This is a genomic window from Cohnella sp. GCM10012308 (assembly GCF_042649185.1).
In the GTDB taxonomy this organism is placed as follows: Bacteria; Bacillota; Bacilli; order Paenibacillales; family Paenibacillaceae; genus Cohnella.
In genome coordinates, this window is sequence record NZ_JBHRYU010000003.1 from 54,100 (window position 1) to 76,179 (window position 22,080).

A 22,080-nucleotide genomic window follows, 5' to 3' on the forward strand; every position below is an offset into this window, starting at 1 on the left:
ATGGGCTGAACGCCGGCGGTATGCTCGCCAGCGTCAGCCAATTCGATATGCGGAGCGAATGCGGCCTTAAGGACGCTCCGTTCCGGGAGAGCGCTTCGGCTCAGGCGAGCCTGTTCACCAGTACGTCGTACGCCGGGCTTTTGAGGAAGTTGTCGATCGAGATATGCTCGGCGTTCGGCGCTTTTTGTCTGGCGCGGTCGGTGAGCGTCTTATGCGTGATGACGATATCCGCGTCGTCCGGAATGTCGCTGATCGCCGTATTGATGACCGTGATGTCCGATCCCGCGGCCTTCATCTTCTTGCGCAAAATCGAGGCACCCATGGCGCTTGAGCCCATCCCGGCGTCGCAGGAGAACACGATCTTGCGCACGTCTTCTTTATCCTTTACCGCCGAGGCAGCCGTTTGAAGACCTGCGTCAACGAACGCCGTATCCGGAATCGAAGAACGCGATGCGCCTGCAACGGCTGCGCTCGCAGCGCCTGCCGCCGCAACCGTCGTGCCAGCAGCCTTCATCGCCTTCATACGGCTTTGCGCTTCCTCGATGTCCTCGTCCTGCGCGTTCTTCTTCGACGTCTTCAGCAGCAGCGCCGAGACTGCGAAGGACACGATGCCCGCGGTCAGCACGCCGCTCAGCACCGGCAGCAAGCCGCCCTTCGGCGCCATCGCGATGTAGGCGAAGATACTGCCCGGGGAAGGCGGAGCGACCAGTCCCGCGCCGAAGATCGAGAAGGTGAACGTGCCGGTCACGCCGCCGGCGATGACGGCCAGGATCAGGCGCGGATTCATCAGGATGTAAGGGAAGTAAATCTCATGGATGCCGCCGAAGAAGTGGATAATCGCGGCGCCCGATGCCGACTGGCGGGCGGAGCCTCGTCCGACGAACATATAGGCGAGCAGGACGCCGATGCCGGGGCCGGGATTCGATTCGAGCATGAACAGAATCGACTTGCCCGTGCGCGACGCTTCGTCGAGCGCGATAGGGCTTAGCACGCCGTGGTTGATCGCGTTGTTCAGGAACAAAATCTTCGCCGGCTCGATCAGGACGTTCGCCAGCGGAATCAGGTTGTGGTTGACGAGGAACTCTACGCCGTCCGACAGCCAGCTCGTCAACTGCTCGATGACCGGGCCGATGCCCGAGTATGCGAGCAGCGTCAGGGCCGCGCCGATGATGCCCAGCGAGAAGTTGTTGACCAGCATCTCGAAGCCCGCTTTGATCTTGCCCTCGACGGACTTGTCGAACTGCTTGAGCACCCAGGCCGCGAGCGGACCGCAGATCATGGCGCCGAGGAACATCGGGATATCCGTGCCGACGATGATGCCCATCGTCATGAGCGCGCCGATGACGCCGCCCCGCGTCTTGTGCACCATGGTGCCGCCGGTATAACCGATCAGGACCGGGAGCAGGTACTTGATGATCGGATCGACGAGCTTCGCGAGCTCCGAATTCGGCGCCCAGCCGGTCGGTATGAATAGTGCCGTAATGATGCCCCATGCAATGAACGCTCCGATGTTCGGCATGACCATGCCGCTCAGGAATCGTCCGAACTTCTGGACGCCTACTCTTATGCCACCGCTAGAAGCAGAACGCTGTGCATGCTCCATTTCGGTTCCTCCTTGGTTAACCGCTTTCTTTTTGCGGGATCCCGCAGCGGTCGATATGCGTTTATCGTACTGCGCGCACCTCTTGGCAGCAACAGAAGGATAACGCAAAAATGTCAATCATACTGTTGACAGCATTTGATGATTTTATAAGCCGACAGCCGGCGATGCCTGTTCTAGCGCGTTTTTTCGGGACAAAAAAACCGCCAGGGCTTGCCCTGACGGTCCTGTTAAGTTTAGCAGAAATTCGAAACCGGAGTTGCGCGGAATGCCTGCCGATACTCATCCGACAGCCGTTCCAATATTAACCTGCGTGATGCGGGGAACACCAAAGCCTCCATAAGCTTGGCCGGCCGGATTTGTTTCTACTTAGGAACACCTAGGCGCTTCATGCGCAAGATTAGCGAACTTGTTCCTACATAGGAACACCTAGGCGCTTCGCACGCAAGATTGGCTGGACTTGTTCCTACATGGGAACACCGAGGCGCCTCATGCGCAAGACTGGCCGGATTTGTTCCTACTTAGGAACACCTAGGCGCTCCATATACAACATCGGCCAAAGTGGTTCCTACTTAGGAACAATATGAACAAATGGGCAAGTGCAGTTATTCTCCTCCATCAGTCCGATTTTCGTTTTCCATCCCCAACCACCTGATCCGATTCGCGCCTACTCCGCGGCCGCGCCGGCCGGCAAGGTCTTGCCGGATTCGCGAGCCGTTTTCCGCGGCCGTTTGTAGAACAACAGCGTTGTAATGAACGCGGCACCTAGCATCCCGGCATACACGTACAAGACGGGGATCAAATGGCTCCCGAACTGGTCGGGCGACGCGATCTGACCGCCCTGGCGGAAGATCAGGCTGCCGATGGCGATGCCGAACACGCCGCCGAGCTCCCGCGTGGCGTTGGAGACGCCGCTTGCTTCGCCGGAGGAAGATTCGTCCACGGCGGATAATACGCCCTCCGACAGCGGCGTGAGGCTAAGCCCCATCCCGAGGCCGGCCAGAACCATGGCGGGCGCCAGGTAAGCGAAGGAGAAGACCGCGCCGTTCACGGCGATGAGGATCGCGAACAGGCATAACGCGGCTACCTGAAGCAGCAGGCCGGCGAGCAGTATGCGGCGGGTGCCGAGGCGTCCGATGAAGAGCCCCGCCAGCGGGGCGGCGACCATCGTGGCGCCGGTCCAGGCCATCTCGCGAATGCCCGCGCCGAGTGCGGAGTAGCCTTGCCCTTGTTGCAAAAACAGCGTGAGCAGGAAGATGGCGCCGAAGATGCCCGCGTTCAACCAGAATCCCGTGGCGATAAGCGCGGAATAGTCGCGGCTCTTAAACAATCCGAGCGACAGCAGCGGATAAGGATGGCGCCATTCCCAGGCGATGAAGACAGGCAGCAGCGCCAAGCCTCCCGCCAGCGGCCCCCATACTTCGAACGCCCCCCATCCCGCTTCATTGCCGCGCACGAGGCCGAACACGATGCCCAGCAGCGAAACGGCGATCAGCAGCAAGCCGGTCAGATCGAGACGTTTTTCCGCACCCTTGGACTCGCGCAGCCACAGCCAGCCGAATGCCACGGTCAGTACGCCGATCGGAACGTTGATCCAGAAGATCGTCTGCCAGGGAGAGCCGTTGACGATCAAACCGCCTACGAGCGGTCCCATCGCGAGACCCAAGCCCGATACGCCGGATACGATGCCGATCGCGGCCGCTCTGAACTTGGGCGGAAACGCCGCGCTGACCAGCGTGAGGCTGATCGGGGCGATTGCCGCGCCGCCGACGCCCTGGATAGCTCTCGCCAGCGTGAGGCCGATCGCATGGGTACTCAGCGCCGATGCCAGCGAGCCGAGCGTAAATACGACAATGCCGAGCAGGAACACTTTTTTGCGGCCGAAACGTTCTCCCAGCATGCCCAGAGGAATCAGCAGCACCGCGAAGGTCAGCGTATAGCCGTTGGTGAACCATTCCAGATCCGCGAGGTCCGCGTTAAACGAATTTTGAATCGAAGGCAGCGCTACGCCGAGCACCAGCGTATCCAGCATGACCATGAACAGGGCCAGGCAGACGATGACAAGCATCCGGTTTCTTTGCAAGGTCGACATGAACTCCACTCCTTATTTATCGATAAATAAATTAAATCCCTGAATTAACCGCCAAGCGCCAGGGCTTGACGGCAGTAACAACCAGATGTGCGCTTAAAGCGAGCCTTCCTTCCCCGCAAAGGCCGGCGCCCTTCTACTTATTCCTTGTCCGACCAGGGGAGAAGTTGAGGCAGCTCCAGAATCTGAGACAGCGCGATGAGGAGTCCCATACCGATAAACGTGCCCGCTTCCCCGGCGGCATTCGGAATGCCCGCCTGCGCAAACCGGCGTCCGACCATCTCATGGATCTCGGCGAACTTCGACTTCACTTCTTCGCGAATCGCCGGCTCCGGAATCGCATAGGCTTGCATGACCAGCAAAATCTCGTTGCGATGCGTGACCAGCAGCGCCTCGAATGCGCCGCCCAGCCGATGGACCAGCTCCTCCGGAGGGCTCTCTACGACGGAAAAGGCATGAACCAGGCGACGGTAACCGCGGTCCAGCACCGCGAGGAACAGTTCCTCCTTCGTCTTGAAGAAGTGGAATACGTAGGGCTGCGTCACGCCCACCGCCTTGGCCACGAGCGCCGTCGTCGTCTTGTAAAATCCTTGGAAAGCGAAAAGCTCGGCAGCCGCGTCGAGAATTTGTTCCTTGCGCGTCGCTGAGGTTGCATCGTCCCTGGGTGTCATTCGCCGCAGCTCCAAACTCGTTTTATTTATTGATTAATAAATAACATGGAGTAACAATCCCTGTCAATGGTCTCCGTTAAAAACTTCTTCTCCTGCATAACGAAGGATGGAAGGGCTTTGACTGCCGATTTTTGATAAAATAAAGCTATCTGTACAATTCGGAGGTCACTAACTTGGACTACATCATATTGGATATCGAATTCAACGGACGCAAATTCGCGAGCGAGCTGCCTATGGAAGTCATCGAGATCGGCGCGGTACGGCTGAACGATGCGCTGGAGACGGTCGACGAATTTTCGGCGCTTATCAAGCCCGTTTACTTTGCCAAGCTGAACAGCTTCATTAAGAAAAAAACCGGCATTCCCCAGGAGGATATCGACAGCGCGAGCGGCTTCGTACCGGTCATCCGGGCGTTCCTGACATGGCTCGGACGCAGCGAGTCGTGCCGCTTCGTCACGTGGGGCGGCGAAGACTTCAAGCGAATCGTGCTCGATACGCGCATGCACAAGCTCGACGACGCCTACTGGATGTCCGCCGTTTACTATGATCTGCTCAAGGTATACTTGCGCGGCCGCGGGTTGACCAACGATGTCAGCGTCGAAGCGGCGCTCGAGGAACTCGGCATTCCGTCCGAGGGCTCGGCCCACAGGGCGCTGGACGACGCACGAATGACGGCGGAGATCTTCCGCAAGACGTTCGCCGTGCTCGATCCCGAGAATGACGCAAGACAGTACAAGGACACGTTCAGCAACGCGAAGGAACGGCGCACGGTCAAAAACGCGATCAGGCTTGCGCAATCGCAGAAGCTCGCGCTGAGCTGGGAGCTGGTGGCGGAGCAGATGCTCGCAGGCAAGGTCGATCTCGCGGACCCGCGCAAGGCCGCGGAGCTCAAGGCCTATTTCGAGGCCGAGACGGCAAAGCCCCCCAAGCCGCCTAAGCCGAGAAATCCCGAGCGCCAGAGCCAGGGCCAAGAAAGCGGGACCGACGCCGAGGCGCCGGCCGCCGGTACCGTGGAAGCGGATGCGGGAGATGCGGATCCGGGAACTGCGGGCTGAGTGAGTTGCGGGCTATATGAGGTTCGGGCTATATGAGGTTCGGGCTATATGAGGTTCGGGCTATACGAGGTTCGGGCTAAGGAGGTTCGGGCTATATGAGTTCGGGCTATATGAGGTTCGGGCTATATGAGGTTCGGGCTATATGAGGTTCGGGCTATACGAGGTTCGGGCTATACGAGGTTCGGGCTATATGAGATGCGACTGACAAGTTCGCTTACGATTCAAAAAGAGCCATCAGGGAAGATCGCCCCGATGGCTCTTTTTCGTCTTCCGGATATCCGTAACGCCCAGGAATGGCTCATCCGACAGCCGTTAGCGATGGAGCGACCTATTGTTGGTCCGCGTCGAACCTTCGCCGTAAAAGCCTGCAAATATACATCTTATTTCACCAATATCCGTCGTTTCAATGAAAAAGATGCGTATATGCATGTATTTTCCCCTATTAACCGAATTTCCGGCTCTTGCCTTGAATTTACCTGCACATTTGCAGGTATTTAATCAAGTGTCACAGTTCGGTAGAAAATACATGTACAGATGCAGTTATTTGGACCCGCCAAACATCCGAAATTACCCGCACGCCAAAAGCAAGCTTGCTGGTCCACGAATCGCTGCAGCCCGAATGCTGCGGCCCGATACCCGATCGCCGCGGACCGTCAGGCCTTCTTATTTCGCATGGCCTTGAGCAACTTTACGTCCTCGATCTCCCCATCGACGAACCGACCGTATGCCTCCGATTCCTTGGGCACGAGCGCGACCTTTCCCTCGGCATTGAAGTGCAGCCCCCAGCCGTACTTCTTCGGCAGCATGGAAGCCCGCATGCAAGCCTTGGGCTTGCCGTAGAATTCAGCCCGCATCTCCGCCTCCCGCGCGTCCCGCTCATCGGGCGAGAGCTGCTTGTGGCGAACGTAAGTCTCGTACAAAATTTCTTCCTGCGTGTAAGCGTACGGCTCGCCGGCGATCATGTCGTATTCGATGCCCGGCTTGGTTTTGCCGGAGGCCTTGTCCGGCGGCACCGCCCCGTATTCGACGGGACAATCGTCCGATACGGCGATAAAGGTGTTGTAGTAGTTCCATTCCATGGCGGGAACCTCCTGCTAATCGTTCTTCATTGACGCGGGGGTAAAAATATTACTCTTGGCATGAAAGTAACATAGTTGGCCGCCGCTTACAATTCTGAATCTAGCATCGAAGGTTAAAGCAAACAACGCCCCGCCGGGCGCTTTTCCTTTATTATGATCTGAAATAGCGGCCTCGCCCGCCCCCTGCTGGGTGCATCGACATCTAGCCGCAGTTTCTGCGGCTACAGATCTATTTCTTTTGCCGGGTCGGGTTGTAGCCGCAATTTTGCGGCTGCAGATCTATTTCGCTTGCCGGGTCGAGTTGTAGCCGCAATTTTTGCGGCTGCAGATCTATTTCGCTTGCCGGATCGGGTTGTAGCCGCAGTTTTTGCGGCTGCTGGTTCGTCCGGTTCGACATGGCGGCCTGTAACCGCACAAACTGCGGTTACAGATCCAACATTCTCAATCTTTCCTTCCGTAACCACAGCTTTCTCGCTTACAGTCGGGCCACGGCGCTGCAGCGGTGCTTTACGCGCTTACGGCCGCTACTTCCGCACACTTCTCTTCCGTAACCGCGGCTTTCTCGCTTACAGTCGGGCCACGGCGCTGCAGCGGCGCTTTACGCGCTTAGGGCCGCGGCTTCCGCACACTTCTCTCCTGTAACCGCAGCTTTCTCGCTTACCGCCGGGCCCCGGCGCTGCAGCGGTGGTTTACGCGCTTACGGCCCCACTTTAGCGCACTTCCCCCCTGCAACCGCGGCTTCTCGCTTACAGCTGAGTCTCCGCGACTGCAGCTGCGCTTTCCCGGACAATGTCAGCCTGCAGCCGGCCCGCTCCCCTCGCCTGCGCCAGGTAACAGGCTTCGAGCTCGTCCGCCGGCATCGGCGGATCGATATAGTAGCCCTGCGCGATATCGCATCCCAGCTCCCGCAGGCGTGCCATTTGCGTTTGCTTTTCGACGCCCTCCGCGATGACGCGGAGCTCCATCCCCTGCGCCATCTGGATGATCGCCCGCGTGAGCGCATCGCTCTTCGGATCCGACGTCAGCTCGCTCAAGAAGCTCTTGTCGATCTTCAGGATATCGATCGGCAGCTGCTTCAGATAACCGAGCGCAGAGTAGCCTTTGCCGAAGTCGTCGATCGCCACGCGAAAGCCCATCGCCTTGAGCTCGCGCAGCACGCCGATCACCGACTCCATGTCGACGATGCCGAAGCTCTCCGTGATCTCGAGCACGATCTGGCGCGGATCGCAGCCGGCGTCCCGCACGATGCCGCGGACCGTCTCCGCCAGGTCTGGCGCCATGAACTGCCTTCCGGACAGGTTTACCGCAATCGCCGGGACGGTCCGCGACCTTCGGCTCCATGCGCCCAGCTGCTTGCAGGCTTCGCCGAGCACCCATCTGCCGATCTCGCGGATCAGGCCGGTCTCCTCGGCGATCGGGATGAACTCCGACGGCGGGATCGCCCCCAGCTCGGGATGGCGCCACCGGAGCAGCGACTCCAGGCCCTCCAGCCTGCCGCTCTCCACGCCGACCTGCGGCTGGTAGACGAGCTGCAGCTCTCCGCGTTCGGCCGCGAAGCGAAGCTCCCGCTCCAGCCGAAGCTTGCGCGAAAAGGCGCCTCCGATCCCCGCGTTGAACAGCTGCGGACCGGTGCCCTGCGACTTGGCCTCGTACATCGCCAGGTCGGCGTGCTGCATCAGCGACTCCAGATCCTTGCCGTGATCCGGGTACATGCTGATGCCGATGCTGGCATTCATATAAATCTCGTTGTCCGCCCCGTCGAACGGACGCGACATGAGCTCCGTCACCCGATGCGCCGTCTCCAACGCTTCGTCTGCGCTCTTCAAGCTCCGCAGCACGACGATAAACTCGTCGCCGCCCAGCCTCGACACGACGTCCTCCGCACGGACCGCCCGTTTCAGACGCTCGCCCATTTGCCGCAGCACTTTGTCTCCCGCGTCATGCCCCAGCGAATCGTTGACCGACTTGAACCGGTCCAGGTCGATAAACAGCACGCCGAGCCGCTCGCCTTTTCTCCGGCAGCCTTCCATGACGTCCTGAAGCATGTCCTGCAGCAGCGTGCGGTTGGGCAGTCCCGTCAGCATATCGTAATGGGCCAGATACTTCAGCCTGTCTTCCGACTGCTTGCGCTCGGTGATGTCCTTGAACATGCCGATGTAATTCGCGACTTCGCCCTGCTCGTCTCGCAGCGTCGTAATCGTCAGGAACTCGGGATAGAGCTCCCCGCTCTTCCGCCGGTTCCAGATCTCGCCCTGCCACCTGCCGGTGGCGCGCAAATTTTCCCACATGCGATCGTAAAAGTCGCGTCCGTGCCTTCCCGACCGGAGCAAGGCCGGCGTATGTCCGCAAGCCTCCTCCTCCGTATAGCCGGTGACCACGGTGAAAGCTTGATTGACGGATAAAATCTGGAGCTTCGTATCGGTAATCATGATGCCTTCACTCGCGTGACTGAACACTTGGGCATGGAGCCTGAGCTTGGAAGCCGCGCTTTTGTACTCGGTCAGGTCGAGAAACATCGCCATATAATTTTGCAGCTGCCCCGCCTCGTCCTTAACCGCGGAGATCGACAGCCATTGCGGGTAGACCTCGCCGTTTTTGCGCCGGTTCCAGATCTCGCCCTTCCACTTGCCGTCAAGATGAATCGCCGCCCACATCCGCGCGTAAAAGTCGGGCGACTGACAGTCGGATTTCAGCAAGCTCGGCGTAAGTCCGACAACCTCGCTCTCGTCGTAGCCCGTAATTCTGGAGAAGGATGGATTCACTTGTATAATGCGGGCGTGACAGTCCGTGATCATGATCGCTTCCTGCGAATCGCGGTAAATTCGGGCATAGAGGGGCCATAAGGTCTCGTCATGCTTCATGCCGCCCGCCGATGCCAAATATCCGCTCATGTCAATGCCTCCCTGGTGCCGCCGTCCCAATGTCGTTTAACGCGGAACCAACCCGACTGCATCAAGCTTCGGCGCCAGCCAAGAGCCCGCGTTTTTAAGCTCAAACGTCGCTCCGATATCCACGGATAGATTCCTCACGGCTAGCAGCAGGCCGAGCCCCGAGCTGTCCAGGTCTGTGACCTCGCCCATGCGCAGCACAACGCTCGTGATTCCCGCCGTTAATTCGGGAAATAGCCTGTGTCTGAGCTCTATCGCTTCGGCTACGCCGATCCTGCCGGACAGCACGATCTCGACCGTACCGCCGTCTCGCCTGATATCGCACTTCATGACGAACCTCCCGCGGCGTCGACAGCCGTGTGATCCGAACCGACAAACACCGGCAAAATTAGGTACTTTTACTTATATACACCCAGTCGACAGACCCTGTATGTGATAAATCTCACACTCATGATTCTTCCATTCGACACAGATCGGCGGCAGCAGGTAGAATTGTAGAAAGAGGATGATCGACGAAGGAGACAAAACGATGAAACTGGCGTCATGGAACGTGAACGGACTGAGGGCCGCGGTGAACAAAGGGTTCGGCGAATACTTCGACGCGCTGGACGCGGACCTGTTCTGCGTGCAGGAGACCAAGCTTCAGGAGGGGCAGCTGAATCTGGACCACGGGGAGCGGTACGGGCAATATTGGAATTATGCGAAACAGAAGGGTTACTCCGGAACCGCCGTCTTCACGAAACGCAAGCCGCTGTCGGTGCGCTACGGAATCGAAGAGGACGCCGAGGATGAAGGCCGGATCCTGACGCTGGAATTCGAAGGCTTTTACCTGGTCAACGTGTATACGCCGAACGCCCGCAGGGATCTATCGCGACTCGAGCTGCGTATGGCATGGGAGGACCGGTTCCGCCGTTATCTGGCCGAGCTGGACGCGGTCAAGCCCGTCGTCGTCTGCGGCGACCTGAACGTCGCGCACGAGGAGATCGATCTGAAAAATCCGAAGCCGAACCGCGGCAACGCGGGCTTCACGGACGAGGAACGCGCGAAAATGAGCGAGCTGCTGGACGCGGGATTTATCGATACGTTCCGCCACCTGTACCCCGACCGGACCGACACTTACTCTTGGTGGTCCTATATGCCCGGCGTCCGGGCGCGCAATGTCGGATGGCGCATCGACTATTTCCTCGTATCCTCGAGGCTCGCTCCATTCGTGCGCGAGGCTTCGATTGACTGCCACATTACCGGCAGCGACCACTGCCCCGTCCTGCTGGAGCTGGACGATTCAGTCTGGGACGGCGTCGAGACTGCCTGACTACGCCGTAATTTCGACGGAGAAGCTGACGATCTGTACCATGATCGGCGTGCCGGCAAAGAGCGTCGCTCCCTCGGGATCGATCGTCACGGATGCGGGAATCAGCGTGTAAAGGTCCTTCTCTTGCGGCACGCCGTTCAGATACAGCATCGAGTAGGCGCTCGGACCAAGTCCTCCGAACGCCGCCGCGGGCACGCCGTCGACAGTGAACTGGCCGGCACCGATCGTGATCGGGCTGCTCGTATCTTCTTGGAGAAAAGAAAGATACAGCACGTTGCTCGGGAGAACGGCAATGCCGGCGGGCAGCGGCCCTGTAGAACCGGTGGGACCGGCGGGACCGGCAGTGCCCGTCGCGCCGGTGGCCCCGGTTGGGCCCGTGGCTCCCGCAAGGCCTGCCGTGCCCGTCGCGCCGGCGGCCCCGGTTGGGCCGGTGGCTCCCGCCAGGCCTGCCGTGCCCGTCGCGCCGGGGGCCCCGGCCGGGCCGGTGGCTCCCGCCGGGCCTACCGTGCCCGTCGCGCCGGCGGCCCCGGTTGGGCCCGTGGCTCCCGCCAGGCCTGCCGTGCCCGTCGCGCCGGGGGCCCCGGTTGGGCCGGTAGCTCCCGCCAGGCCTGCCGTGCCAGTCGCGCCGGGGGCCCCCGATGGGCCGGTGGCTCCCGCCAGGCCTGCCGTGCCCGTCGCGCCGGTGGCCCCGGCCGGGCCGGTGGCTCCCGCCGGGCCTGCCGTGCCCGTCGCGCCGGTGGCCCCGGTTGGGCCGCTCTCTCCTGTAGGACCGACAGGGCCCGCCGGTCCTACAGGGCCCGCGTTTCCCTGCTCCCCGCGCGGTCCCGCATCCCCCCGAACGCCCTGTAAGCCATGCGGCCCCTGATTTCCCTGCAGGCCGTAACCGCCCTGCTGCCCCGGTTCTCCTCGCACGCCCGGAATGCCTTGAATGCCATGCGTTTCGCTTGCGCGCCGCGGCGCTCTACATTTCCCTCTCCCCGACGTTCGCGACGCTCGCTTTCCAGGATTCGTGACTTGCATGCACTTCGCGCCATTCCCGTCTTTCTTTCCGCGGGGCTGTCTTGCCCTGTCCGCCTTATCGCCGCTCACGCCGCAGGAGCGAAGGCGACGCCTTCTGCGGGGCGCGCAACCGCCGGTTTTAACGACCCGCTTGCAATGGCTGCCTCTCAACTTCATCACCGCCCCTCCAATCCTGCCGATTGCGGCCTTATACCGCGTTCCGGCTACGCTTGATGTTCGCCGCATCTTGCCGTTATGCCTATAGTATGCCGTTTCGGTCGATCCGCGTTGGGCCGCTGGCCGTAATGTCCGTACGACTTTGCGTCGCTGCCGCGTCAAGTTGAGCCGGATGACGCAGTCGATCAGCCGTACCCGATCGGTACGCAACGGCATGTACTATAGATAGAGCCGAGGCCCGAAGGCAGTCCGCTCGGCCCGGGGAGGTGAATGCGATGCCCGTTATCAAACCCGTCATTATTGCCATAGCCAGCACGCCCGTGGCGTCCGGAGGCGTCATCACGACGACCGTCACCCCGACCGTTGCCCGCTTCTATGCTGCGGTCACGGCCGGCATGATCGCAGGCGGCGTGACGACGATTCCCGCAGCCAGCTTCCTCGACGACGCCGACGCTCCCGTCGCCGCGCTGCCCGATCCGCCGACCGACGGTTATTACAACGTCTACGTCAACGGCATCCTGCAGCAAGGCGGCTTGTCCACGCTGACTACCGCCAGCCTGGTGCTTGCCACGGACGATCTGGCCGAAGGCACGCCGGTCCTGCTCGAGGTCAGCACGTTCGGCAGCGCCTCGACGATGACGACGCCGCCGGCCATCTCGGCGCCGACGATCACGATCATCTCTTAAGCCTGGCGAACGACAAAGAAGGCCGGCGCCCTCTGGGCCCGGCCTTCTTCGCATATAGCGGTGTCATGCGCTGATAAATTGCTGCGTCCAATAGCTGCGATAATCGGAACTCGAGTAATAAGCGTAGCCAACGCCCATCTGCTCATAGTCGCCCAGCATGTTCTTCAGGTGGCCTTGACTGTTCTCCCACGCCGTCACGACCGACGCGGGCGTCTCTTGCCCTGCAGCGATGTTCTCGGCCGCGGCCCGGAACTTGATTCCCTGGTCCCGCATCATCTCGAACGGATCCCCGTAGGTCGGCGACTCGTGGCTAAAGTAACCCTGTTCGCCCATATCGGCGGACTTCAGGCGCGCGACCAGGGACAACGGCACGCTGAGCGCAAACGGTTTGGTCTTGCCGTGCCGCGCGCGCAGGTCGTTGGTCGCGAAGAACGCTTCGATCTCCTCGTTCGACAGCTTGAACAGTTCGCCGTTCAGCGCGTACTGCTTAAACGTCATCTCCGGCGTTCCCGCCGCCTCGTCGGACTGAGAGATGACGGCGGTCTTGGACGACTGCCGCCATTCCAGCGCGTGTCCCGTCAGCTCCGCGCTCGCGCGCAGCGGGATCATCGTGCTGTCCGACAGCAACTGCGCGGCCACGTCCAGCTTTACGACGTAGCCGGCGGCCTTGCTGGACGGATCGGTCACCGTCCGCTGCACGTACGGCGAGCCGATCTTCAGCTTCAGCACGGTCGCACCCTGCCCCGCCTGCATCGTCGCCGTCACGATCCGCGCGTCGGGATCCCACGCCATGCGCGCGCCCATCGCTTCGAGCAGCGCGCGGGCGGGCACGAGCATACGCCCTTCCTTGATGACCGGCGCCGCCTCCGCGAAGACGACGGGCTTGCCGTCGACGATCGCGTTCGCGGCACCCGCCGCCCATGCAGAACCCTCGCCGCCGGGCGCCGGCACCGCCAGCCCGAACGCCAGCAGCAGCGCCAGCCCCGCCTTGCTCAACCAACCGTATCGCCTCAACGGCATCGCCTCCCTCTATGGTGTCTTTTTACCCGGATGCTAGAAGGCCTTACCTCGAGTCTCGCTTCTACCGCTCTCCCAGCAGAATTCGCGTATACGGCGAATCCGCAGGCAGCATGATGACCGGCTCGCCCTTGAACGTCGTCGTGTAGCTCTGCAGCGTGCGGTACAGCTTGTAAAACTTCGGATCCTTGCCGTACGCCTCGTTGTAGATGCGCGCCGCTTCCTTCTCGCCTTCGGCCACGATCTTCTTGGCGTCGGCTTCGGCCTGCGCGATCAGCTCCTGCGCCTGACGGTCCGCGTTGGAAGTGACCTTGCGCGACTGCTCGTCACCCTCGGACAAGTAGCCTGCCGCGATCGATTGGCGATCCGAGATCATGCGGTTGTACACGCTCTGCTTGTTCTCGTCGGGCAGGTCCGTCTTCTTGATGCGCACGTCGATAATCTCGATGCCGTAGCTCTGGTTCTCCGCGACGTCCCGGACGATCTGGGTGATCTCGTCGTTAATGTCGCCGCGCGCCGTCGTCTCGCTGATGATGCTGCCGTATTCGATCTCGGACAGCTTGCGCCGCACCGCATTGTAGACGGCGTCGCCGATGCGCCCCTCGGCAGCCGATACGGTCTGCAGCGAGCGCAGGAAGCGGTGCGGATCGCTGATCCGCCACACGGAGTAGTTGTCGACGATGATCGGCTTCTTGTCCTTGGTCAGAATCGTCGTCGGCTGGCTGTCGTAGATGCGCTGGTACTTGGGGAGCGTGCGCACGGATTCGATGAACGGAATTTTAAAATGAATGCCGGGAGACTGGTGGATGCGCGTGGCCTCGCCGAACTTGAGCACGACCTTGTACTGTCCCTCGCCGACGACGAACATGGAGCCGGAGAGGAGTATGATGAGGAGCAGCGCGCCGACGCCGGTCAGGATCCATTTGCGGTTGTTCATTGTCCGGCACCTCCCTGGGCGGCGTTAGGCTGCGTCGTCGTACCGCTCGAAGTCGTCGACTTCGCGCCGCCGTTCTTGAGGAAGCTGTCGAGCGGCAGGTAATTCACCGTGTCTCCGCTGCCGTCGGTGACGATGACCTTGGCGTTCGGCAGAATCTGCTCGAGCGTCTCGAGTACGAGGCGGTCGGCCGTGACTTCCGGATTTTTGGCATATTCGTTGTAAACGGCATTGAACTGCGCCACGTCGCCCTGCGCGTTCAGAATCCGCGACTTCTTCTGCGCCTCGGCCTGCTCGATGAGCGCCTGCGCCTCGCCCCGCGCTTTGGGCAGCCGGTCGTTCACGTACTTCTGCGCCTGGTTGATCTTGGTGTTCTTTTCCTCGCGCGCGTTGGTCACTTCCTTGAATGCCGTCTGCACCTGGCCTTCGGGCGGTTCGATGTCCTGGAACTTCAGGTCGATGATCTGAATGCCCGTGCCGTACTTCTCCTGAATCTCCTCCAGCTTCTTTTTGACGTCGGTCTGGATGACCGTCTTGCCTTCCGTGATCGCGTAGTCAAGCTTGGTCGCGCCCATGACCGAACGGATCGCCGCGCTGGCGGAGTTGCGCAAAAATTGCTCCGGATCGTCGATGTTGTACAAGTAATCGCGGATGTTGGCCACCTTCCACTCGATGACCGCGTCGGCGGAGACGATGTTCTCGTCGCCCGTGATCATGAGCGCCTCGGATTCGACCGGCGATACCTTCCCGCCGCTGTCCTCGCGGTAACCGATGTGCAGCTTCTGCGTCAGGTTGGCCGGCACCTTCACGACCCGCTGGATCGGCGACGGCAGCTTGAAGTGCAGGCCCGACTTCTCCTGCGTCGCCGTATACTTGCCGAACGTCAGGATCGCCGCCTGCTCCTGTTCCTGCACCGTGTAAAACGTCGTCGATCCGACCCAGACCACAATGACCGCTGCGATGCCGAGGACGATGAGCCGCCACGTTCGCTTGGGCAGCTTCGGCATCTGGTACACCTTCTGCGTATTGCCGCCTTGATAGACTTCCATGCGCAATCCCCTCCCATATGTGTGTAGGAGTACATACGGCGAAAGGGCGTAAGCGGTTGCTTCCGATTGCGCGAACGGCTGAAGTTGTTGGAGTAGGAGGCGCGGCGGAATAGCGCTGTGGGACATTCTTATTTGGCGGGGGACGGGGCTTTTCGGCGGAATAACGATGTGGCACATTCTTATTTGGCTGGTGGCGGGGCTTTGCGGCGGAATAACGATGTGGCGCATTCTTATTTCGCTGGTGGCGGGGCTTTGCGGCGGAATAACGATGTGGCGCATTCTTATGTTCTCGTAAAAAACCGAGCATCCGCCCGGATGCTCGGTCAAATGCTCGGTTCCAACACCTTTACGCTCGTCAGCCGTCAGACCGTCGCCCGCTTCAAATCGAGCCAGTCCATCTCTGCCTTCGTCAGCACAAGCCGCATCGCTTCGTCGCAGGAACGGAGCTCTTCCGCGTTGCGGGCGCCGATGAGCGCGCAGGCGGGGTACGGCTGGTTCAGCACGTAAGCGAGCGCGATCTGAATCGCGGTGACGCCTTTGTCCGCGGCAAGCCGCTCGGCGCGCGCAAGACGCTCCCAGTTATCGTCGTTGTAGAATACGCGAACCAGGTCGGCGTCGCTCTGGTTTTCCGGCGAGAAGCGTCCGGTGAAAAAGCCGCGCGCCTGCGAGGACCAGGAGAGCAGCGGAAGCTGGTGCTCCTCGTGCCAATCGATGGTCGCTTGATCAGCGGAGACCGCGTCCTTCCAATACGGCTCCTTGGCCTTGGCGAGGCTCAGGTTCGGACTGCTGAACGTGAAGCCGACGAGACCGTGCGCCGCGGCGTACTCGTTGGCCTCCTGCAGCCGCTGCCACGTCCAGTTGGAGCCGCCGATCGCGCCGATCGCGCCGGATTCGATATGCGCGTTCAAAGCCTCGACAATGGTGCCGACATGGACGTCGGGATCGTCGCGATGGAGCGCATACAGCTCGATGTGATCCGTCCGCAGCCTTTCGAGGCTCACGCTCAGATCGTCGGCGATCGCCTGCTTGTTCACGCGCGGGCCGTCCTTGTCATGGTGCGCGCCCTTGGTCAGGATCACGATCCGATCGCGGTTGCCGCGCTCCTCCATATACTTGCCCAGCACCTCTTCGCTCTGTCCGCCGCAGTAGATATGCGCGCTGTCGACGGCGTTGCCGCCGAGCGCCAGATAGGCGTCCATATTGGTCGCCGCCAGCTCGTACGAATGGTGGTAAAAGTAATCGGTCCCTTTGATCAGGCGGGATACGGGCAAGCGCGATCCCGGAATGTCGATATATTCCATGCGTGCAACCTCCTTCGGTTAAATGACGATGCGCGCGCGTTCGGATGCCGAGCGCAGCACCGCGTCGATGACCTTCATGTTGCATACCGCGTCCTCCGGTCCGAACGCCGGCGCCTCGCCGTCGAGTACCGTCCTCGCGAATTCGTCGCCCTGGAGCGCATATTGGTTGCCGCGCGGCACCTCGACCTCTCGTCTGCCGTCTTTGGAGACGACGAAGAAGTTGTACCCGCCGTCCGGTCCCGAGACGAATGCCGACGGCACTTCGATGCTTGCCTGCGTGCCCAGCACCTCGAGCGTATTGCGCGAGGACGCCCACATGCCGCAGTCGAAGGTCAGCGCTACGCCACCCGCGAACTCGACCAGCCCGGATGCCATCATATCGACGCCGTCATGCTCGGGCGAGAAAAACGCATGCGCCGTCGCCGCCTCCGGCTCCTGCCCGAGAATGAGCCGTGCCGCGCTAATCGGATAGCAGCCGACGTCGTACACCGAGCCGCCGCCCCAGTCGCGCCGGTAACGGATGTTGGCATGATTCGCCGCGTTGTTAAACGTAAATGTGCCGTGGATTCCCCGCACCTCGCCGATCTCGCCGGATTCGACCATTTGCCGGATCAGCCGGTAGCGCGGATGATGGCGGTACATGAACGCCTCCGCCAGATGCACGCCTTTGTCCCGGCAAACCTCGACCATGCGCGTCGCCTCCGCTGCATTAAGCGCGATCGGCTTTTCGCACAATATATGCTTGCCCGCCTCCGCCGCCCGAATCGTCCAAGGCAGATGCAGATGATTCGGCAGCGGCACGTAGACCGCGTCGATCGTGTCATCCGCGAGGATCGCCTCGTAGCTGCCGTAAGCGCGCTCGATGCCAAGCCGCTCCGCCGTCTCCTTCGCCTTGTCCGCATCCCGGCTTGCGATGGCCGCGACGACGTTCCGCTCCGACTGCTGCAGACCGGGAATAACCGCGCGGACCGCGATGCCCGCACACCCGAGAATGCCCCATCTCAACTTGCGCTCCATTTGACCGCAGCCTCCTTGCTCATGCTTGATTGATAAGATATTGTCAGTATAATAACAACTAATCAAAATGAAAATGACAGCTTATTGATCAACATTAGAACAATATTGTTAATTGGAGGCGGACTGTGAAAAGGCAAGCGCATCTGCTGACGCTATCCGGCAGCCCCTATCTCGTCATGCCCGAGTCGGTGGGCGTCTACAGCGACCTCCCCGACCATTCGGTCCTGCGGGAAGCCGGGATGCTCAATAATTTCAATATCCATTATGTCGCGGCCGGCAAAGGCTACGCGGAAACCGAGACGGGCGTGCACGAGCTGCGGGCCGGCGATGCCGTCCTGTATTTTCCGATGCAGCGTCAGCGCTACTATAGCAGCGAGGACGAGCCTTGGGACGTGCGGTGGATTCATTTTTACGGAGAAGAGCTGCGCGATTATCTGGTGCGTCTCGGCTTTCACCAGTCCGCGGTATGGTCCCTCCGGCAGCGGGAAGCCTGGGAAGCCGCGCATCTGGAGCTGTTGGCGGAGGCGGAGACGAATCAGCTGCTGCATCCCGTCCGGCTGTCCATGCTGACCTACGCTCTCTTCTCGGAGTTCGTGCAGCAGGCGGTCCCCGTGTCCGACATCAAGCCGGCCGGAACCGACCGTCGCATTCTGGATCTGCTGTCCGACATGCAGCGCGAAGCCTGCGCGCCCTTCATTCTCGAGGATTGGGCGGCGCGCGCGGGCGTGAGCCGTCATTATTTTTGCAAGCTGTTCCGGCAGGCGATGGGCTTCTCGCCCATGGACTTCGTCACGCGCTGCCGGCTCCAGGCGGCCAAGCAGTGGCTGCTCGAGCATCCGGCGCTGCCCGTCGGGCGCATCGCGGAGGATGCGGGGTATCCGAGCGCGAGTTACTTTAACAAGCGTTTCAGCGAGCATGAGGGGGTTACGCCGACGGAGTACCGAAGGCTGTTCGGGAAGGCGTAATGCGGGATGGCGGAGCGGGATGGCGGAGCGGGATGGCGGAGCGGGATGGCGGAGCGGGATGGCGGCTCAAATGCGGTGGATGCAGGACGAGGCACGGCAGCTGAGAACGAGATAGACTTGGCGCCGTGCGGTCATGCGTTGTAGCGCGAGGGAGTCGAAGACCAGTTGGTGTGCGACTTAAAAAAAAGCCAGCTTGAGACAAGGCTCAGGCTAGCGATTGGATGGCAATCGGCGACCGTAACCGTCCGCCGATCCGTACGCGCCGTGGGTTAGGCAGCGTACTCGGCGGACTGAGCGGCCGCTATTTCGCCCGATTCCGGCCGATTCTGTAAGTAAACGGACCACGGTTCCGTTATCGCCGCATAAACAGGGCTTGAAGGCACCGTATGAGACAAATAGCGTCCTCTCTGTCCGCAAAAGCGCACATAAGGCTGAATAGGCGAAAATAAGAGATCCTGAGTCCGCGAAAACGGCGAACGAAGCGTAATAGCGCTCAATCCGCGGCTCAAGCGGGCACGACTGGACACCACTGGGTACAACTGGACACGACTAGGCGCGGCAGGACCCGACTGGGCACGGCTGGGCACGGCTGGACACGACTAAGCGCGGCAGGGCACGACTAAGCACGGCAGGGCACGGCTTGTCCCGCCGCTCCCGGCTAGGCGTGATATGGGCCTTGCAGCCGTGGCAAGCCCGTCCCGTCAGCGATGCAGCGCGTAGCGATTGGCCTTGCTCGCGCCGCGGATCGCCTCGAGCTCCGCGTCCGAGAGCGGCGGCACCTTGGCGGCCGCGAGATTCTGCAGCAGCTGCTCGCGGCTGCTGGCTCCCGGGATCGCAGCGGCGACCGCCGGTTGCCCGAGCGAGTAGCGAATCGCGAGCTGCGAGAGGCTGCGCGCCGGCGAGGTCAGCCGCCCAAGCTCGCCGCGCAGCGCGACCAGCTCGTCCAGCTCGTAGTCGAGCACGCCCTTCGACGGCTCGCGGCCGTCCGCCAGCGCTCCGCTCGCTACGGGCCCCCGCGCGATGACGCTGATTCCCTTTTCCGCCAAAAGCGGCAGCACCGTCTCCTCGGCCCTGCGGTCGACGATGCTGTACTGGTTCATGACGCTCGCGATTCCCGAGCGCGCGACGTACTCGCGGATGACGTTGGGCCGGATCGAGGAGATGCCGTACGCGCGGATGACCCCCTCGCGCTTCAGCTGCTCGAACGCCTCGATCGTGTCGTCGATGGGGTCGTCCAACGTGCCTCCGTGCAGCTGATACAGATCGATATAATCGGTGCCGAGCCGTTTCAGGCTGTCCCGGACAGCCGACAGGATGTATGCCTTGGAGGCGTCCCACGTCCAGCCATCCTGTCCGGGAATGCGCCGGTTGCCGACCTTGGTGGCCAGCACGACCTTCTCGCGCCGGCCCCGGATCGCCTTGCCCACCAACTCTTCGTTGCGTCCGCCGTCGTAGAGATCCGCCGTATCGAGCAGCGTGACGCCGCGATCGAGCGCCTCTCCGAGCAAGGCCGCCGCCTTCGTCTCTTCCGTGCCGAGCGACATGCAGCCCAGTCCGATCTCGCTCACATAGAGCCCGGATTCGCCTAACCGATTTTCCTTCATACGCCCGATCTCCTCTCTTCATTCAAGTGTAACCCCAGCCTACAAGCCTAGCCGCGCACGCTTGCCCGCTGCCGGATCCGATACGGCCTCCGGCACATCGGCCGCCCCGAAAATCATCGTCATCCGTTCCGGCTCCCCGTAAGACGGCCACGCCAGCTTCGCCGTGCCCGGCGATCCCGCCTTCGCGAATGCAAGCCATGCGGCCCGCATCGCCCCGGCAAGCCGGCGCGCCTCCGGGCCCAGCGTCACGCCAAGCTGCCGCTCCAGCACCTGCAAATTGCCAAAGACAAAAACGATCTCCCGCGTGTGCACCGCCCGCGCCAGCGCCGGGTGCACAGCCGAGGTCCAATCGAACCTGTACATCCAGACCGGCGCATGACAGGCCTGCGCACGGGCGAGCCGCACCGCGGCGCGCCAGAAAAACAAATCCGTCATGATATCCGCCTGCCCCTGGGCAGTATGCGGATAAGATCGCACGAGCGACGCGGCGTCCTCGATGTCCGTCATGAGCTCGACGCCGAGAATCGCGCCCTCCATGGGCATAGGCGCAGAGCCTGGACGGATGAAGTATTCGCCTTCATCCCTGTTCGTGCCGACGATCAGCTCCACGCCGCCCGCCGTGCCCGACCGTACCGCTTCGAGCGGTTCGACCGGCAGCGTCGACGCGTCGACGACCGGCTGAAAGAGCATGGCCGGCCCGCCTCCCAGCATCCGGACCATCTCTTCGGCCGCCTGCATGATGGCAGGCGCGGGAAGCGTCTTCAGCAGTTGCGCCTCGGACCTGTCGATGCCGAGCAGCAGCAGGATGCCCGCCGTGACCTGCTCGGCTTGCTCCGACGGCAGCGTCTGCGCGGCGCCGCTCTGCAAGCTCGCACGCGCGAACAATCCCTTCGCGTCAGGCATCGCAAGCATCGCGGCGATGCTCATTGCGCCGGCCGACTCGCCGAAAAGCGTTACCTGTGCCGGATCTCCGCCGAATGCGGCAATCTCCGAGCGGATCCAGGATAGCGCCGCGATCTGGTCAAGCAGACCGGCATTAGAGACGAAGCCCTCTCCGAGCGGCGCGAGATGCAGAAATCCAAACGGCCCGAGCCGGTAATTGATCGTGACGACGATCGTGCCTTGGCGGGCAAATCCCGCGCCGTCGCAAGCCGAGTCCGCGCCGGTGCCGGTGACGAACGCCCCGCCGTGGATCCAGACCATGACGGGCAGCGGCTTTTTAGTTCGTTTGGCCGGCGCCCATATATTTAAGTAGAGACAATCTTCGCTAGCCGGCGGCGTACTCGCTGGAAGACCGTACTTTTCCGCGGGCTCGCCGGGCTGCAGGGACGGCGGACCGAACGTTTTAGCCGGCCTGACGCCCTCCCAGGACGCTGCTCGTTCAGGCGGCGCGAATCGCCGCTCGCCGACAGGCGGCCTCGCGTACGGAATCCCCTTCCAAGTTCTCGCGCCGTTCTCCGCCTGCCCTTCCAACCATCCCGAGCTTGTCTTGATCCGCAAGTCGTCCACAGGCGCGCACCCTTTCCTGTCAACCTTTCCTTATCTTATTATCAACGCTGGCAAATTGATTTTCCAGTCGCCGGCCCAAGCCGATGCCGATAAGCTTCATACGCTGTACCACATGGACCAATATAGCC

19 protein-coding genes are annotated in these 22,080 nt (G+C 61.5%); 5 read left to right on the plus strand and 14 right to left on the minus strand.

Annotated features, from left to right (window positions below; genetic code table 11):
* Nucleotides 1–100 precede the first annotated feature (100 nt).
* From ACFOTD_RS05640 to ACFOTD_RS05650, 3 genes are all read right to left on the minus strand, one after another.
* Entirely contained in the window at nucleotides 101–1,603 is a 1,503-nt protein-coding gene (locus ACFOTD_RS05640) for a PTS mannitol transporter subunit IIBC (RefSeq protein WP_378116582.1), read from the minus strand.
* Nucleotides 1,604–2,267: 664 nt separating this feature from the next.
* Nucleotides 2,268–3,692 (minus strand): MFS transporter, encoded by a 1,425-nt coding sequence (locus tag ACFOTD_RS05645; protein ID WP_378116584.1) that lies wholly within the window; start codon nucleotides 3,690–3,692, stop codon nucleotides 2,268–2,270.
* 137 nt (nucleotides 3,693–3,829) lie between these two features.
* Nucleotides 3,830–4,360, minus strand: a complete 531-nt coding sequence (locus ACFOTD_RS05650) for a TetR/AcrR family transcriptional regulator (protein WP_378116586.1) — start codon at nucleotides 4,358–4,360, stop codon at nucleotides 3,830–3,832.
* 173 nt (nucleotides 4,361–4,533) lie between these two features.
* On the opposite strand from ACFOTD_RS05650, the gene ACFOTD_RS05655 reads away from it, so the two are divergent.
* Together ACFOTD_RS05655 and ACFOTD_RS05660 are read left to right on the plus strand one after the other, a co-directional pair.
* Entirely contained in the window at nucleotides 4,534–5,415 is an 882-nt protein-coding gene (locus ACFOTD_RS05655; protein WP_378116588.1) for a 3'-5' exonuclease, read from the plus strand.
* 252 nt (nucleotides 5,416–5,667) lie between these two features.
* On the plus strand, nucleotides 5,668–5,913 hold the full coding sequence (locus ACFOTD_RS05660) for a hypothetical protein (protein WP_378116590.1): 246 nt from the start codon (nucleotides 5,668–5,670) through the stop codon (nucleotides 5,911–5,913).
* Between the two features lie 155 nt (nucleotides 5,914–6,068).
* On the opposite strand, the gene ACFOTD_RS05665 is transcribed toward ACFOTD_RS05660, so the two are convergent.
* The 3 genes from ACFOTD_RS05665 to ACFOTD_RS05675 all read right to left on the minus strand — a co-directional run bounded on the left by ACFOTD_RS05665 (nucleotide 6,069) and on the right by ACFOTD_RS05675 (nucleotide 9,712).
* Nucleotides 6,069–6,494, minus strand: coding sequence for a DUF6157 family protein (locus tag ACFOTD_RS05665; protein ID WP_378116592.1), 426 nt, complete (start codon nucleotides 6,492–6,494; stop codon nucleotides 6,069–6,071).
* 746 nt (nucleotides 6,495–7,240) lie between these two features.
* Nucleotides 7,241–9,385, minus strand: a complete 2,145-nt coding sequence (locus ACFOTD_RS05670) for an EAL domain-containing protein (protein ID WP_378116594.1) — start codon at nucleotides 9,383–9,385, stop codon at nucleotides 7,241–7,243.
* Nucleotides 9,386–9,421: 36 nt separating this feature from the next.
* Nucleotides 9,422–9,712, minus strand: a complete 291-nt coding sequence (locus tag ACFOTD_RS05675) for an STAS domain-containing protein (RefSeq protein WP_378116596.1) — start codon at nucleotides 9,710–9,712, stop codon at nucleotides 9,422–9,424.
* A 199-nt stretch (nucleotides 9,713–9,911) separates the two neighbouring features.
* Here ACFOTD_RS05675 and ACFOTD_RS05680 point away from each other — a divergent pair, with 199 nt between their 5' ends.
* On the plus strand, nucleotides 9,912–10,694 hold the full coding sequence (locus ACFOTD_RS05680; protein WP_378116598.1) for an exodeoxyribonuclease III: 783 nt from the start codon (nucleotides 9,912–9,914) through the stop codon (nucleotides 10,692–10,694).
* Here ACFOTD_RS05680 and ACFOTD_RS05685 read toward each other — a convergent pair whose 3' ends face one another.
* On the minus strand, nucleotides 10,695–11,606 hold the full coding sequence (locus ACFOTD_RS05685) for a DUF4183 domain-containing protein (RefSeq protein WP_378116600.1): 912 nt from the start codon (nucleotides 11,604–11,606) through the stop codon (nucleotides 10,695–10,697).
* 539 nt (nucleotides 11,607–12,145) lie between these two features.
* Between ACFOTD_RS05685 and ACFOTD_RS05690 the strand changes: the two genes are divergently transcribed.
* The gene (locus ACFOTD_RS05690) at nucleotides 12,146–12,556 is read left to right on the plus strand and encodes a DUF4183 domain-containing protein (protein ID WP_378116601.1); all 411 of its coding nucleotides are present in this window, start codon (nucleotides 12,146–12,148) and stop codon (nucleotides 12,554–12,556) included.
* 63 nt (nucleotides 12,557–12,619) lie between these two features.
* Here ACFOTD_RS05690 and ACFOTD_RS05695 read toward each other — a convergent pair whose 3' ends face one another.
* The 5 genes from ACFOTD_RS05695 to ACFOTD_RS05715 form a co-directional block, all read right to left on the minus strand.
* Nucleotides 12,620–13,570, minus strand: coding sequence for a stalk domain-containing protein (locus ACFOTD_RS05695; protein WP_378116602.1), 951 nt, complete (start codon nucleotides 13,568–13,570; stop codon nucleotides 12,620–12,622).
* A gap of 67 nt (nucleotides 13,571–13,637) precedes the next feature.
* Entirely contained in the window at nucleotides 13,638–14,510 is an 873-nt protein-coding gene (gene hflC, locus ACFOTD_RS05700; RefSeq protein WP_378116604.1) for a protease modulator HflC, read from the minus strand.
* Nucleotides 14,507–15,556: an FtsH protease activity modulator HflK gene (gene hflK, locus ACFOTD_RS05705; protein ID WP_378116606.1), complete on the minus strand. Its 1,050-nt coding sequence runs from the start codon at nucleotides 15,554–15,556 to the stop codon at nucleotides 14,507–14,509. The genes hflC and hflK overlap by 4 nt, the downstream gene beginning before the upstream one ends.
* 362 nt (nucleotides 15,557–15,918) lie before the next feature.
* On the minus strand, nucleotides 15,919–16,857 hold the full coding sequence (locus tag ACFOTD_RS05710) for an aldo/keto reductase (protein ID WP_378116608.1): 939 nt from the start codon (nucleotides 16,855–16,857) through the stop codon (nucleotides 15,919–15,921).
* Nucleotides 16,858–16,875: 18 nt separating this feature from the next.
* Nucleotides 16,876–17,874 (minus strand): Gfo/Idh/MocA family protein, encoded by a 999-nt coding sequence (locus ACFOTD_RS05715; protein WP_378116610.1) that lies wholly within the window; start codon nucleotides 17,872–17,874, stop codon nucleotides 16,876–16,878.
* A gap of 125 nt (nucleotides 17,875–17,999) precedes the next feature.
* Here ACFOTD_RS05715 and ACFOTD_RS05720 point away from each other — a divergent pair, with 125 nt between their 5' ends.
* Entirely contained in the window at nucleotides 18,000–18,839 is an 840-nt protein-coding gene (locus ACFOTD_RS05720) for a helix-turn-helix transcriptional regulator (RefSeq protein ID WP_378116612.1), read from the plus strand.
* A 701-nt stretch (nucleotides 18,840–19,540) separates the two neighbouring features.
* Here ACFOTD_RS05720 and ACFOTD_RS05725 read toward each other — a convergent pair.
* Nucleotides 19,541–20,443, minus strand: coding sequence for an aldo/keto reductase (locus ACFOTD_RS05725; RefSeq protein WP_378116614.1), 903 nt, complete (start codon nucleotides 20,441–20,443; stop codon nucleotides 19,541–19,543).
* A gap of 39 nt (nucleotides 20,444–20,482) precedes the next feature.
* On the minus strand, nucleotides 20,483–21,952 hold the full coding sequence (locus ACFOTD_RS05730) for a carboxylesterase/lipase family protein (RefSeq protein WP_378116616.1): 1,470 nt from the start codon (nucleotides 21,950–21,952) through the stop codon (nucleotides 20,483–20,485).
* Between the last annotated feature and the right edge of the window lie 128 nt (nucleotides 21,953–22,080).

Excerpts from the sequence above, each read along its gene's own strand:
- hflK (WP_378116606.1), bottom strand. The coding sequence starts at position 15,556 with ATGGAAGTCTATCAAGGCGGCAATACGCAGAAGGTGTACCAGATGCCG.
- ACFOTD_RS05640 (WP_378116582.1), bottom strand. The coding sequence starts at position 1,603 with ATGGAGCATGCACAGCGTTCTGCTTCTAGCGGTGGCATAAGAGTAGGC.
- hflC (WP_378116604.1), bottom strand. The coding sequence starts at position 14,510 with ATGAACAACCGCAAATGGATCCTGACCGGCGTCGGCGCGCTGCTCCTC.
- ACFOTD_RS05650 (WP_378116586.1), bottom strand. The coding sequence starts at position 4,360 with ATGACACCCAGGGACGATGCAACCTCAGCGACGCGCAAGGAACAAATT.
- ACFOTD_RS05680 (WP_378116598.1), top strand. The coding sequence starts at position 9,912 with ATGAAACTGGCGTCATGGAACGTGAACGGACTGAGGGCCGCGGTGAAC.
- ACFOTD_RS05725 (WP_378116614.1), bottom strand. The coding sequence starts at position 20,443 with ATGAAGGAAAATCGGTTAGGCGAATCCGGGCTCTATGTGAGCGAGATC.
- ACFOTD_RS05690 (WP_378116601.1), top strand. The coding sequence starts at position 12,146 with ATGCCCGTTATCAAACCCGTCATTATTGCCATAGCCAGCACGCCCGTG.
- ACFOTD_RS05660 (WP_378116590.1), top strand. The coding sequence starts at position 5,668 with ATGGCTCTTTTTCGTCTTCCGGATATCCGTAACGCCCAGGAATGGCTC.
- ACFOTD_RS05710 (WP_378116608.1), bottom strand. The coding sequence starts at position 16,857 with ATGGAATATATCGACATTCCGGGATCGCGCTTGCCCGTATCCCGCCTG.
- ACFOTD_RS05665 (WP_378116592.1), bottom strand. The coding sequence starts at position 6,494 with ATGGAATGGAACTACTACAACACCTTTATCGCCGTATCGGACGATTGT.
- ACFOTD_RS05715 (WP_378116610.1), bottom strand. The coding sequence starts at position 17,874 with ATGGAGCGCAAGTTGAGATGGGGCATTCTCGGGTGTGCGGGCATCGCG.
- ACFOTD_RS05645 (WP_378116584.1), bottom strand. The coding sequence starts at position 3,692 with ATGTCGACCTTGCAAAGAAACCGGATGCTTGTCATCGTCTGCCTGGCC.
- ACFOTD_RS05670 (WP_378116594.1), bottom strand. The coding sequence starts at position 9,385 with ATGAGCGGATATTTGGCATCGGCGGGCGGCATGAAGCATGACGAGACC.
- ACFOTD_RS05675 (WP_378116596.1), bottom strand. The coding sequence starts at position 9,712 with ATGAAGTGCGATATCAGGCGAGACGGCGGTACGGTCGAGATCGTGCTG.